Source organism: Corynebacterium sp. FDAARGOS 1242 (assembly GCF_016889985.1).
Classification (GTDB): domain Bacteria; phylum Actinomycetota; class Actinomycetes; order Mycobacteriales; family Mycobacteriaceae; genus Corynebacterium; species Corynebacterium minutissimum_B.
Genome location: NZ_CP069568.1, coordinates 291,487 through 304,659, shown reverse-complemented (window position 1 = coordinate 304,659; position 13,173 = coordinate 291,487). Strand labels below are relative to the sequence as shown.

12 protein-coding genes are annotated in these 13,173 nt (G+C 61.8%); 2 read left to right on the top strand and 10 right to left on the bottom strand.

The window, feature by feature from the left end:
* Window positions 1–47: 47 nt before the first annotated feature.
* The 3 genes from rpmA to I6J72_RS01460 all read right to left on the bottom strand — a co-directional run bounded on the left by rpmA (window position 48) and on the right by I6J72_RS01460 (window position 4,124).
* Window positions 48–326 carry a 50S ribosomal protein L27 gene (rpmA, locus tag I6J72_RS01470; RefSeq protein WP_039676398.1) on the bottom strand — a complete coding sequence of 93 codons (279 nt, stop codon included), beginning with the start codon at window positions 324–326 and terminating at the stop codon, window positions 48–50.
* 43 nt (window positions 327–369) lie between these two features.
* Window positions 370–675 (bottom strand): 50S ribosomal protein L21, encoded by a 306-nt coding sequence (rplU, locus tag I6J72_RS01465; protein WP_010190885.1) that lies wholly within the window; start codon window positions 673–675, stop codon window positions 370–372.
* A gap of 200 nt (window positions 676–875) precedes the next feature.
* A complete protein-coding gene (locus tag I6J72_RS01460) occupies window positions 876–4,124 on the bottom strand; it encodes a translation initiation factor IF-2 N-terminal domain-containing protein (protein ID WP_204099653.1) in 3,249 nt (1,082 codons plus the stop codon).
* 161 nt (window positions 4,125–4,285) lie between these two features.
* Here I6J72_RS01460 and I6J72_RS01455 point away from each other — a divergent pair, with 161 nt between their 5' ends.
* Window positions 4,286–5,089 carry a hypothetical protein gene (locus I6J72_RS01455; RefSeq protein WP_239107433.1) on the top strand — a complete coding sequence of 268 codons (804 nt, stop codon included), beginning with the start codon at window positions 4,286–4,288 and terminating at the stop codon, window positions 5,087–5,089.
* Here I6J72_RS01455 and arsB read toward each other — a convergent pair.
* A complete protein-coding gene (gene arsB, locus I6J72_RS01450; protein ID WP_070669515.1) occupies window positions 5,086–6,150 on the bottom strand; it encodes an ACR3 family arsenite efflux transporter in 1,065 nt (354 codons plus the stop codon). The genes I6J72_RS01455 and arsB overlap by 4 nt on opposite strands.
* 112 nt (window positions 6,151–6,262) lie before the next feature.
* On the opposite strand from arsB, the gene I6J72_RS01445 reads away from it, so the two are divergent.
* Entirely contained in the window at window positions 6,263–6,613 is a 351-nt protein-coding gene (locus I6J72_RS01445; protein ID WP_070669514.1) for a metalloregulator ArsR/SmtB family transcription factor, read from the top strand.
* Window positions 6,614–6,744: 131 nt separating this feature from the next.
* Here I6J72_RS01445 and ndk read toward each other — a convergent pair whose 3' ends face one another.
* From ndk to I6J72_RS01415, 6 genes are read right to left on the bottom strand one after another with little or no spacing between them, the layout of a single operon-like run.
* Window positions 6,745–7,155: a nucleoside-diphosphate kinase gene (gene ndk / locus I6J72_RS01440; protein WP_039676402.1), complete on the bottom strand. Its 411-nt coding sequence runs from the start codon at window positions 7,153–7,155 to the stop codon at window positions 6,745–6,747.
* A 48-nt stretch (window positions 7,156–7,203) separates the two neighbouring features.
* Window positions 7,204–7,515 carry a hypothetical protein gene (locus I6J72_RS01435; protein ID WP_204099652.1) on the bottom strand — a complete coding sequence of 104 codons (312 nt, stop codon included), beginning with the start codon at window positions 7,513–7,515 and terminating at the stop codon, window positions 7,204–7,206.
* A 5-nt stretch (window positions 7,516–7,520) separates the two neighbouring features.
* A complete protein-coding gene (locus I6J72_RS01430) occupies window positions 7,521–8,405 on the bottom strand; it encodes an alpha/beta hydrolase (protein ID WP_239107431.1) in 885 nt (294 codons plus the stop codon).
* A gap of 6 nt (window positions 8,406–8,411) precedes the next feature.
* Window positions 8,412–8,858: a DUF4233 domain-containing protein gene (locus I6J72_RS01425; RefSeq protein WP_204099651.1), complete on the bottom strand. Its 447-nt coding sequence runs from the start codon at window positions 8,856–8,858 to the stop codon at window positions 8,412–8,414.
* On the bottom strand, window positions 8,855–10,384 hold the full coding sequence (locus tag I6J72_RS01420) for a folylpolyglutamate synthase/dihydrofolate synthase family protein (protein ID WP_204099650.1): 1,530 nt from the start codon (window positions 10,382–10,384) through the stop codon (window positions 8,855–8,857). The genes I6J72_RS01425 and I6J72_RS01420 overlap by 4 nt, the downstream gene beginning before the upstream one ends.
* On the bottom strand, window positions 10,384–13,134 hold the full coding sequence (locus I6J72_RS01415; protein ID WP_204099649.1) for a valine--tRNA ligase: 2,751 nt from the start codon (window positions 13,132–13,134) through the stop codon (window positions 10,384–10,386). Before I6J72_RS01415 ends, I6J72_RS01420 begins: the two co-directional genes overlap by 1 nt.
* Window positions 13,135–13,173: the final 39 nt, after the last annotated feature.

Here is a 13,173-nt window from a genome sequence, read left to right as displayed (position 1 = left end):
TCCCTTCTTGTAGAAGAGGAAGGACTTACAATGCGAAAGCCTTGGTCTTATGCAGTAGCTTCTGCAGCGACCTCGTCGGCCGGCACGATGTTAACCATGCGGCGGCCGCGCTTAACGCCGAACTCAACGGAGCCGGCAGCAAGAGCGAACAGGGTATCGTCGCCGCCGCGACCAACGTTCTCACCCGGGTGGAACTTGGTGCCGCGCTGACGCACGATGATCTCGCCGGCCTTAACCTGCTGACCGCCGAAGCGCTTGACGCCGAGGCGCTTGGACTCGGAATCGCGACCGTTGCTGGAGCTGGAAGCACCCTTCTTGTGTGCCATGTGGTTTTCCCTCCTTCAGGGATGAATTAGAGCCGGTTAAGGCTTACTTGATACCGGTAATCTTCAGCGTGGTCACCGGCTGACGGTGACCGAGGCGACGCTTGTAACCAGTCTTGTTCTTGTACTTGAGGATGTCGATCTTCGGGCCCTTGCCCTGCTCGACAATTTCAGCGGAGACAGAGACCTTCTCCAGGTCTGCGGCCTTCGACTTGACGGTTGCGCCATCGACGAGCAGAACCGGGGTGAGAGCAACGGAGGAACCCGGCTCACCCTCGATCTTCTCGACCTTGACGAGGTCACCTTCAGCAACCTTGTACTGCTTTCCGCCGGTCTTGACGATCGCGTACATAGAGGGCTACCCCTTATCTAAACTCGGCTCGCCAGCGGCTGGGTGATGCCCCTGGCGAATGGACATTGGACAATTGCGTTCAGACCAAAAGCCGCGAGAGACGCGCGACATCAGCGCGCGGCCCGTCCAGCGCATTCATGGTCTAAACAGCGACTGTCAAAGACTACCCCGTCAGGTGCCGAAAAGGCAAAACGCCTTTTCTAGCGCGAGCTGCGACGGGTTACGCGGCGCCTACCACGCCCGCCCCTGCGGCGTGCCGACGCCCCCTTGGACCCACCTTCCTTCTCCCGTGCGGGGGTCTCGTCGCGTTGCCGGGACTTCGATGCCTGTGACGCCTCCTCAATGACAACCGACTGCTGGGATTTCATCGAGCGGCGCACCGCACGGCGACGACCACGCCCGCGGGAGCTGCGCGCCGTTGTGACGTCGCCATTTCCAGATTCTTGGGGCTTGGCAGATTCCTGGGCCGTGGCAGCGCTGCTTCCCTGCTCGTCTGCTGCCTTCGGGGCTTGCGGCTCGTGCTCGAAGTCTTCACGCTTCGGGCGGACGTCAGAACGCGAGTTGCCGCGCGTGCGACGCTTGCGGCGCGGTGACTTCTCGAATTCCTCAACGGCCTCCTCGTAAGTCTGGCGCGAGCGTTGCTTCGGCTGCTCTTCGTGCGACGGACTCTGAACCTCGGCCTTCTTCTCGGACGTGCGGGAGGTACGTGTTGCCCGGCGCGGCTTGCGGGAGCGCTTCGACTTCTTCGGCGCCATGCTCTCCGCCACGGCGTAGCCGATGGACGCGCTGTCCGGTGTGCCAGCTTCGACCTCGTCATCGCCGTCTCGGCCGTCGCGGTTGTCGCGGCCGGAGGCTTCGTCGTCTGAGTCGACGACCACCACGTTAGCCACAAGGTCCTCGAGCGCAGAATCCTTATCTTCTACCGCATCCACGTCATCTGCGTCGACACCAGAAGTATTCTCGTCGTCATCATCATGACGGTGCATTCGCACGGCAGCCGGGTGCTGCTTCGGATCGCGGTGTGGCGCGCGGCGCTCCTTACGGCCTCGGCGCTGCGGCTTGGAGTTCTCCTCCTCCGGTTCCTCATCCACTGGGTACTCGTGGATGATAATGCCGCGGCCGTTGCAGGCCTCGCACTCGGTAGAGAAGGTCTCAACCAAGCCGGTGCCCACGCGCTTACGGGTCATTTGCACCAAGCCCAGCGAGGTCACCTCGGAAACCTGGTGGCGTGTGCGGTCGCGCCCCAGAGCTTCCTTGAGTCGGCGCAGGACGAGGTCCTGGTTTTCGGGCAGAACCATGTCGATGAAGTCGACGACGATCATGCCGCCCATATCGCGCAGGCGCATCTGGCGCACGATCTCCTCGGCCGCCTCGAGGTTGTTGCGTGTGACGGTTTCCTCAAGGTTGCCGCCAGAGCCGGTGAACTTGCCGGTGTTGACGTCGATGACGGTCATGGCCTCGGTGCGCTCAATGATGAGCGTGCCGCCGGACGGCAGCCATACCTTGCGGCTAAGAGCCTTGTGCAGTTGTTCATCGATGCGGTAAGTGCTGAAGGCATCCTCGCCATCGTGCTCGCTGGCGTCATAGCGAACGACGCGGTCCGCCAGGTCATGCGCCATAGAATCCACGTAGGCGCTCACCGTGTTGTAGGAACGCTGGCCATCAACCACCAAGGTGCTGAAGTCTTCGTTAAACAGGTCACGCACCACCTTGATGAGCAGGTCCGGCTCCTCATACATCGTTACCGGCTTAGCACCCTTGGTGACCTTCTCGTGTGCAGCACGGGCGCTGATGTCCTCCCACAAGGAGTGCAGACGGTTGACGTCGGTCGCGATGTCCTCTTCCGGCACATTCTCCGCCGCGGTACGGATGATGGCACCACCATCGCCGGGGATGACGCGCTCCAAGATGCCCTTAAGGCGCTTGCGCTCTGGGGCCGGAAGTTTTCGGGAAATACCTGCGCTGCGCCCGCCCGGAACATAGACCAGGAAGCGACCAGCCAGGGAGATCTGGGTAGTCAGGCGTGCGCCCTTGTGGCCGATTGGGTCCTTGGCCACCTGAACCAGAATCTGATCACCCGATTTCAGGGCATTTTCAATTTTGCGGCCGCGCCCACCAATGCCGAGCGCGCGCCAATCGACGTCTCCCGCATACAGCACACCATTTCGCCCCTGTCCGATATCGACGAAGGCGGCCTCCATCGAGGGCAGGACGTTTTGTACGCGGCCGAGGTAGATGTTGCCGATTTGGGAGGGATGCGATTCGGTCGTGACAAAGTGCTCGACAAGAAGGTCATCCTCCAAGACACCGACCTGGGTAATGATTCCGGCACCGTCGGTGCGCTGCTTGTCACGTACCACCATCGTGCGCTCCACCGATTCCCGGCGAGCCAAGAATTCGGCCTGGGAGACGATGTGCTGGCGCTCGCGGCCCTTCTCGCGCAGCTCAGCGCGGCGGCGGCGTTGGGCTTCGATGCGGGTCGAGCCTTTGATGGCCTTGGGTTCGTCGATAAGCTCAGCCCCACGGCTGTCGCCACTGCGCCCCTCGGCACCGCGTCCACGCGAAGTACCGCGGCTGCCACGGCGGCGGCCACGCGACTCACGCAATGGTGCTGCATCCTCGTCGACGTCATCTGCATCATGCTGCTCTGGCTGCTGTCGCCGTGGCTTCGGGGTTGCCCGCGGTGCCATGAAGACTGGTGCGAAGTCGTAGACTTCTGGGTCTTCCTCCGGCATCGGCGTGATGAGTGGGGTGAGGTCATCCTCGTCCTCATCATCTCCAGACTCGGCAAGGGCTTCCTGCAGCATCTCCGCATCGACCTTGTCCACGATTTGGGAGATTTCGTTGTCAACGTTCTTGCGCACGCGCTCGCGCAACTTCTCCTCGTCTTCGCTCAGCTGTTCAGACTGGACGGGCTGTTGTGGCTGTTCCGCAACGTTATCCGTGGAGTCCTCCGGCTGGCTGAACGAGTCCTCCTTCGCAGACTTGTCCTTCTTCGACTTATCCTTTTTCGACTTTGCTGTCTTAGTTTCCTTAGCTGCCTTCTCCGTCTTGTCGGCCTTGGCAACGCGCTTCGTCGCGCGCTTGGCCCGCTTCTTCGGGGCAGTCTTCGCTGGCTTCTCCTCGGCCGATGCCTCTGCAGCTACGGCTGCGGCCTCTTCGTTGGCCTTATCCTCGATCTTCTCGTCCGCGGCCTCGGCCTTGGTGTGGGTGGCGGGTGCAAGGGCGGCGATAAGCTGCCCAATCTCCTCCGGCGTTGCCGAGGACTGCGCAGATTTTTTCATGCCCATCTCTGCGAACTGCTCAACTAGGTCCTTGGAGGCCACGCCCAGTTGCTTAGCTAGGGCGTACAGGCGGGTTTTGGGCGCAAATGCGTCACGGTCAATCCTCGCTACCGCCGCTGCCAGAGCCGATTCACTACGTACTTCTTCTTTTTTCTTGGATGCCATGGGCGGCTAATCTCCCGACGTCTGCTCACCCCGGGCGCAGGTTGCCGCCACACGGTGGTGAGACTTTAAAAACTCTCTGTTTCCGTATTCAGTTATATGAGTATCTGTGCCCTCCATTCTGGCACAGGTTTCAGTTTAAGCTACATGTTAGTATCGCCGCTATGTCCGGACTTGAGAGCGCTGACACACCGAACACCCCAGCGCGACGTGTATCTGCACCGCGCACAGTGGCTCAAGCACGCGCCCGCAACGAGATTGCACTGCGGGATATCATCACCGTTGCCGTACCGGCGGGCATCGCCTCCGGCCTTCGCGCTGTTGACCTTCCCGACCCCTACGCGGTCCCCGTGTACGCCGTGCTGTGGATCGCCATAATCTATGGTGCCTTTCGCATCATTCGTAGCAAGCCGAAGTTCGTCCAAGCTGCACAAGAAGAGTACCGGGCGGGCGATTACCCCGTTCTCGCCTACTTTCTGCCCGTCCTTGCTCTCTTCTCCCCTCTCATCACTGAGGGAATTAAGTCCACCGGGATTATCGGCGATGTCTCACTCAACCCCATCCTTAGCGCCGCCGGGCTCACTGCCCTCTCCATCCCCGCGTTCATCATCGGCGGCCGCGCTTTCGGTACCACCTCCTACCGAGTGGGCAAGCGCCGCATCAAGGCCATCACCGAACAAGGAAGCCTCGAAGGCGTCACTCAAGAGAGCATAACCGCGGTGGAGAAACACCCGGAAGTCCTCAGCGGGTTGGTCGCCGCCGGTGCAGTCACTGGCAATACCACTTCCATCTCTGAGCTGGGACGACTGCTCGGCTACGAGGAGGGGCTCGAAGAAGAACTCCGTGAACTAGAAGCGGCCGGCGTGGTGAAGCTACCTGGTCTCATCCAGTGGAGTGGTGAGCGGACCTTTAACATCACTCTGACCGAATCTGGCGTGCGCAGCATCGACGCCTCGCGCACGCGCTAGCGCGGAAGGGTGTCATCTTCCGGGAAGAGTTTCGGACCAATCCACAGCATGAAATAGACCAAACCAACGAGGACTGGGATCTCAACAAGGGGACCAATCGTACCGGCAAGGGCTTGGGCAGACATCGCTCCGAAGGTGCCGATGGACACTGCAATAGCAAGTTCAAAGTTGTTTCCTGCTGCAGTAAACGCCACGCTGGCAGACTGCGCATAGTTCATACCAACAGCCTTTGCCACGCCCAGTGACAGCACAAACATGCCCACGAAGTAGATAATCAGCGGCACCGCCACGCGCGCTACCGTTGCTGGTTGCTCCACAATGTGCTCGCCCTGCAGGGAAAAGAGCAACACAATCGTGTACAGCAGACCAATCATGGCTAGGGGCGATACGGCCGGAAGGAAACGGTTCTCAAACCATTCGCGGCCCTTTACCTTTTCACCCCAAAAGCGAGACAGCACACCCAACAGGAGCGGGATGCCCAAGAAGACGAGCACGGACTTCACAATGGCCCAGAAGGAAAAGTCAACACTTGTCACATCCAGTCCCAACCAGCCGGGGAGGATGCGAAGGTAGAACCAGCCCAGAACACCAAACATAGCGACCTGGAAGATGGAGTTGAGGGCGACAAGCACAGCCGTTGCTTCGCGGTCAGCGCACGAGAGGTCCGACCACACAAGCACCATGGCGATACAGCGCGCAAGGCCCACAATGATGAGGCCGGTACGCAGCTCCGGTTGGTCTGCCAGGAAGAGCCACGCCAGGGTAAACATAAACGCCGGTCCCACCAGCCAGTTGAGGACGAGCGATACCGCCATGAGACGGCCATCCGTGGCAATTTCCTTGGTCTTCTCGTAGCGGACCTTGGCCAAGGGCGGATACATCATGACAAGCAGACCAATGGCGATCGGGATGGAAATCCCGCCCACTTCAACGGCGCCCAAGGCTTGGCCAATTCCGGGAACGAAGTGGCCAATGAGTAGTCCGGCGGCCATCGCCAGAATAATCCACACGGGTAAAAATCGGTCAAGAAAAGACAACTTCGGGCGCTGCGACACGGCCATGCCTTCCCTCCTTCTAGCTTGAACAGAACGTGATACGAACATTCAATCTACAGTTCATATTGATAGGCGTCAATATAACGGCGGGAGTGTGGATAGCTCCTATACTGATCGCATGGCTTCCTCTTCCACGCCCGAGACCAGCGCGCGCGGCACTGAGTGCTGCTCCTTAAGCATGGGCCCGCTCAGCGACGCCGAGGCGATGCATTTTTCGCAACAATTCAAAGTCCTCGCAGACCCAGCCCGACTTCGTCTCCTGTCCATTCTGTGCGAGGAAGGCTGTGGCCCGATGAGCGTCACGGAGCTCACCGGGCTCACTGCGCTGAGCCAGCCCACGGTCTCCCACCACTTAGCGCGCCTGCGGGAGGCCGGCCTACTATCCAGGCAGCAATGCGGCCGCACCGTCACCCACCAGGTGAACAAAGACGCTTTTGCAGCCTTGCGCACGCTGCTGTCATTCGACTAACCAGCGCCCGATCTGATCTGCGCTCGAGCACGCAAGGCGGGTTCGAGCGCAGAAATGACAAAAGCCCGAACAGTTCATTCATCATTGTGAACTGCTCGGGCTTTATTGCGCGCTAGGCGCGGTGAAATTCTTTAGAGGTTCGGGAACCAGATGGAGATCTCGCGCTCAGCGGACTCCGGGGAGTCGGAACCGTGGACGACGTTCTCGCCGACGGTCAGGGCGAAGTCACCGCGGATGGTGCCCGGGGTGGCCTTCTCTACCGGGTGGGTGCCACCGGCAAGCTGGCGCCATGCGGCGATAGCGGACTCGCCCTCGACGATGCCAGCAACCAGCGGTGCGGAGGTGATGAAGTCGACGAGCTCACCGAAGAACGGCTTGTCCTCGTGCTCGGCGTAGTGCTTCTTGGCGGTCTCCTCGTCGGCGACGCGCAGATCCATGGCGACGAGCTTGAGGCCCTTGCGCTCAATGCGGGAGATGATCTCGCCCACGTGGCCGTTCTTGACGCCATCCGGCTTGATGAGAATGAGTGTACGTTCAGTCATAGGGCACATAGTACAGGTAAGCCGTGGCCGCGTCCGCGCGGAGGGGCATTAAGTGAGACGTTGCACGATTTCCTCGGCACGCTCATGGCTGGTTCCCCGGAACCACATCTGCACTTGGCGCACAGCGGTACCGTACTGACCATTTCCAAGAAGGCCCTGCAGCTCTTCTTTCTGCCACTTTTCGAGATCCTCAAATTCCACCGGACGCTGCTCGTTGTGGCTCTTGAGCATGCCCACCACGAGGAAGATGAACGCAGGAACAAGCAGCGCGAGCGGCAGCGCATAGCCGCCGTCAAACAGCTTGGCTAGGAGGGCGGCGAGGCAGAGCAGTGCGGAGAGGCCGAAGAGAAGGTAGCGCATGGTCGCTAGTCTAGCGCGTCGAGCGTGGATGTCAGCCACATGCGTGAGCTCATAAGCAGGCGCTTTGCCGCAGCAGTATGCGGGGCCCACAGCTCAAAGGCGTGGACACCACCTTCGACGACCTCGCACTGCGTGGGCACGCCAGCGAGCTTAAGCCGCTCGGCATAGTCCAGGATTTCGGCGTAAAAGAGCTCGCTTTGCCCAGCGTATAGCCAGGCTGGGGGCAAACCTGCAAGGTCAACACGCCGGCCGGGTACAGCATACGGCGCGTCCGGGTTCTCGCGAACGTAAAAGCGCCAAGCTCGTGCATTGGAGTCCGCGTCCCAGATGACGTTGCGCTCGTCGGACGCGGTCCGGTCATCGAGCATCGGGCAAAACAGCCACTGCCCTGCCGGTTGAATTCCGCCTTCGTCATGAAGCCGCTGGCACAGGGCCGCAGCCAGCCCGCCGCCAGCGCTTTGGCCGCCAATGACGATGTGTTCGGGCCTCACCCCCAACTCCTCGGCGTGGGTGAGCAGCCAGTGGTGGGCCGAGTGGACGTCGTCAAGCGCTGCCGGGTACGGGTGTTCCGGGGCAAAGCGGTAGTGGGGAGCCACGACCGTCACGCCCACCTCCGCGGCGGTTTCCTTGAGGTGCTTGACGTCCTGGCGGGGATGGCCCATGAGCAAGCCGCCGCCGTGAATCCAGAGCACTGCGGCGCGGGGATTCTCTGGTTCGTAGATGGTGGCGTGGATGTCCCGGTTCTTCACGCGCCGGGTACGCACGCCGTGGATATAGGGCGCGGGCCACAGCGCAGGCACAATTCGGCCCGCACGGCGGATGAGAGGGTTAGTCGGGTCGAAGAGCGACATGACTGCCGCACCTGCGCGCAGCTCCGTCCGAATGTACACTCGCGCCTACTTCTCGTTGAGGTGTTGCGTGGTGAGGTAGCCGCGTTCCATGCGGGCCACGATAACCGAGCGCATATACGCCGCCAAGGCCCAGAGCAGTGCAAAGATGATGAAGATGGTCGCGACAGACCAGTGGATCATAAAGCCCAGCACAATGCCGATGATGTGGAAGACAATCTGCGCGCCCACAATCCATGGCTTATTCATGAAAGGAAAGGAGGCCAGCAGGAGGACCATAAACCCGATGACTACGCCGTAGTTGAACGGGGTCCACAGGGTGCCATCGTAGAGCTTGTAGAGCATGGGCAGTGCCAGGACGAGAGTGAGCAGCTCCAGGGTGAGGGAGCTGGCCACGACCATGCCGCCGAACTGCTTGAGCGGGTCCTTCGTGGGGGCTTGGCCGAGGCCTAGCGGGCCAATTTCGTCCTCGGGGATGGGCTTGCGGGAACTCATGCGGGCTCCTTTCCAAAGAGGGCGCGGGCATCGCCTGCAGTGACGACCGAGCCGGTAATGATGATGCCGGAGCCGGACTGGACGTCGGCGTCTTCTGCCAGCTCAACGGCCTGAGCATAGGCGCCGGGCAGGTCGGGTTCAACAAAGACGCGTTCCTCACCGAAGATATCGCGGGCTAGTTCGGCCAGCTCATAGGCATCGCGGGCACGCGGGGAGGTGTTCTGAGTGATGACGACTTCCGTGAGCACGGATTCTAAGGCCGTAAGGATGCCGGTGGCGTCCTTGTCGGTGAAGATGGACACCACGCCGATAAGGCGCGCGAAGTCGAAGTCACGGTCGAGCGCTGCGGCCAGGGCCTTAGCGCCATGCGGGTTGTGGCAGGCATCTAAGAAGGTTGTGGGGCTGGTGCGCACGCGCTCTAAGCGGCCGGGCGAAATGGCCTTGGCAAAACCGGTACGCACGGAGGCAATGTCGATGGGGTTGCCTGACGACGCCCCAAAGAACGCCTCCACCGCCGCCAACGCCACGGCCGCGTTCTTGGCTTGGTGCTCGCCGTGCAGGGGCAGGAAGATGTCTTCGTAGAGACCACCAAGGCCCTGAATGGTGAGCTGCTGGCCACCCACAGCAATGCGGGATTCCAGCGCGGCGAACTCCGAACCGGCGCGAGCCACGCCGGCGCCGACGTCCACGGTGCGCTGCAGGATAACCCGCATGGCATCTGGGTCTTGTTCGGCGATGATGGCGATGTTCTCCCCCGGCGTGAGCACGTCGTCGACGTCGTGCTCGCGGGCCTTGATAATTCCGGCCTTCTCGCTGGCGATTTCCGTGATGGTGTCACCGAGGTAGTCGGTGTGGTCCATGCCGACGGGCATAACCACGGCAACTTCGGCGTTGACCACGTTGGTGGCATCCCACGTGCCGCCGAGGCCGACCTCGACCACGGCGACGTCGATAGGCGCATCAGCGAAGGCCGCATATGAGATGCCCACGAGCACCTCAAAGGTGGACATGGGGATCTCCGAGCGGGAATCCACCATTTCTACGTAGGGCTTGATTTCGCGCCAAATACGCACGAAGTCGCGCGGGTGAATGGGGTGGCCGTCGATACCGATGCGCTCGGTGACCAGCTGCAGGTGCGGGCTAGTCACCAGGCCCACGCGGCGGTGGAAGGCGCGCAGCAGCGAATCGATCATGCGCGCGGTCGAGGACTTGCCGTTGGTGCCGGCCACCTGGATGACGTGGAAGGAGCGCTCCGGATTGCCCAGCAGATCCATGAGCATCTCAATGCGCTCCAGGCTCGGCTCAATGATGGTCTCCGGCGCACGCTCGTTGAGCTCCGCGGTGACCTGGGCCAGCTCGGCGAGTTCTTCCGGCGTGGCCTGCTCGGGCGCGGCCTCTTCGTAGTCCTCCTCGCCGCCGAGGTTGAGTGTTAGGCCAGAGTCGGTAATCTCCACTGGGCCGCCATCGGTGCCCTCCGCGAGGGCATCAACGATTTCATACTCCTCGCGGCCTTTCTCCTCCGCCACTACTTGAGTCCCTCCAGACGTGCGGTGATGCGCTCAACTTCTTCCTGGGCCACCTGCTGGCGGGTGCGGATCTTCTCCACCACGGCTTCCGGGGCCTTGGACAGGAAGGCCTCATTACCCAGCTTCTTGCCGGTCTGATCCAGTTCCTTCTGCGCCTTGGCCAAGTCCTTCTCCAGGCGCTTGCGCTCGGCTTCCACGTCCACGGCACCGGACGTATCCAGGGTGACCTCCACGGTGGCCTGGGACAGGCGCACCTCGATGGAGGCGGATGCAGTAAAGTCCTCGCCCGGCTCAGTGGTGTTGGCCAGGTTGCGGATGAGGCCCTCCTGGTTCTGCAGGTCAGCCGCTGCGAAGTCGAGGCGACCCGGAACCTTCTGGGAGGGCTTCACACCCTGGTCGGAGCGGAAGCGACGCAGCTCGGTGATGAGCTTGTCGGCATCCTCGATGCGGCGGGCAGCCACCTCGTCCTTCTCCGCGCCACCGTTGGTGTGCTCCTGGGTAGGCCACTGCGCGGTGACGATGGTCTCCCCGCCGGTGAGTGCCTTCCACAGGACTTCAGTGACGAAAGGCATGGTCGGATGCAGAAGGCGCAGGACCAGGTCGAGCACGCGACCCAGGACGATTTGGGTACTGCGTCCCGTTGCCTGCTCCTCAGCGGTCGCTGCATCAAAGTCGCGCGGGATCTGTGTCTTGGCAATCTCCAAGTACCAGTCACACAGCTCATCCCACACGTAGTGGTAGAGCAACTCGTTGGCCTTTGCGAACTGGTAATCATCGAGATAGGCGTCCACCTTGACGCGGACTTCTTCGGCGCGGTCGAGGATCCAGCGGTCGGCGTCGGTCAGCGCGTCACGTGCCGGCAGCTCCGCCACACCCGCGCCGTTCATGAGCGCGAACTTGGTGGCGTTAAAGAGCTTGGTGGCAAAGTTGCGGCCGGCAGCCGCGGCGTCAACTGCCAGCGGCAGGTCCACACCCGGGTTCGCGCCGCGGGCCAGGGTGAAGCGCAGGGCATCCGCGCCATAGTCGCGTACCCAATCCATCGGGTCGATGCCGTTGCCCAGGGACTTCGACATCTTGCGGCCCTGCTCATCGCGGACCAGGCCGTGGAGGTAGATGTCCGTGAACGGCACCTGCGGGCGGCCGTCCTTGCCCTCACCGAGCAGCTCCGGGGTGTGCGCGCCGGCAAAGGTACCGAACATCATCATGCGTGCCACCCAGAAGAAGAGGATGTCATAGGCGGTAACCAGCACATTCGTGGGGAAGAACTTCTCCAGATCGTCGGTCTTCTCCGGCCAGCCCATGGTGGAGAACGGCCACAGGGCCGAGGAGAACCAGGTGTCGAGGACGTCCGGATCCTGAACGTAGCCCTCCGGGGCCTCTTCGTCGGGGCCGAGGCAGATGATATCTCGTTCAATTTCGCCAGACGCATTTGTGCGCTCTGGCCCGTACCAAATCGGGATGCGGTGGCCCCACCACAGCTGACGGGAGATGCACCAGTCGTGCATGTCATCGACCCACTCGAAGTAGCGCGGCTCCAGCGCCTTCGGGTGGATGGTGGTATCACCTTCACGGACAGCGTCACCGGACATCTTCGCCATCTTCTCCACGGCCACAAACCACTGCAGGCTCAGGCGCGGCTCAATCGGCTCGCCGGAGCGCTCCGAGTGGCCCACGGAGTGGACGTAGGGGCGAATCTCCTTGACAATGCGGCCCTGCTCGCGCAGCGCCTCGCGGATCTCCACGCGGGCCTCCTCGCGGGTCAGGCCGTCGAACTGCGTGCCGGTGTTGGCGATGTGGCCGGTGGTGTCCATGATGGTGGGCATGTCCAGGTTGTGGCGCTGGCCCATGGCGTAGTCATTCGGATCGTGCGCCGGCGTGATCTTCACCGCACCGGTGCCGAATTCCATGTCCACGTAATCATCGGCGATGATCTTCAGGCTCAAATCATCGCGGAAGGGGTGCGGCAGCTCCTGGCCCACCAGGTGGGCATAACGCTCATCGTCGGGGTGGACGGCAATGGCGACGTCACCCAGCATCGTCTCGACACGGGTGGTGGCGACAATGAGGTGCGGTTCATCGTCGTTCAGCGAGCCATAGCGAATGGACACAAGCTCGCCCTCGACGTCCTTGTACACGACCTCAATATCGGACACGGCAGTCTCCAGCACCGGGGACCAGTTAACCAGGCGGTTGGCCTGATAAATCATGCGCTCGTCGTAGAGGGTCTTGAAGATGGTCTGGACGGCGCGGGAGAGACCCTCATCCAACGTGAAGCGCTCGCGGGACCAGTCCACCGAGTCACCGATGGCACGCATCTGGTTCTGGATGGTGCCGCCGAACTCTTCCTTCCATTCCCAGACCTTATTGATGAATTCTTCGCGCTCATAGTCCCAGCGCTTCTTGCCTTCCTGCTCACGCAGGCGGGCCTCCACCTTGGTCTGGGTAGCGATACCGGCGTGGTCAGCACCCGGCAGCCACAGGGTGGCATAGCCCTGCATGCGCTTGCGGCGAATGATGGAGTCGATCAGAGTGTGGTCCAGGGCGTGGCCCATGTGCAGCTGGCCGGTGACGTTCGGCGGCGGCAGCACGATGGAATAGGGCTCGGCCTCCGAGGAGGCTTCCGGGGTGAAGTAACCAGCGTTCACCCAGCCTTCGTAGAGGTCCTTCTCTACTGCCTGCGGCTCCCAGGACTTGGGAAGCTGGTCCGCGCGGTTGGTGCCAACGAGTTGCTCTTTATTCTGATCAGTCACCTGGTCAACTCTACCCTGTGCGTCAACTGGCACCCGACC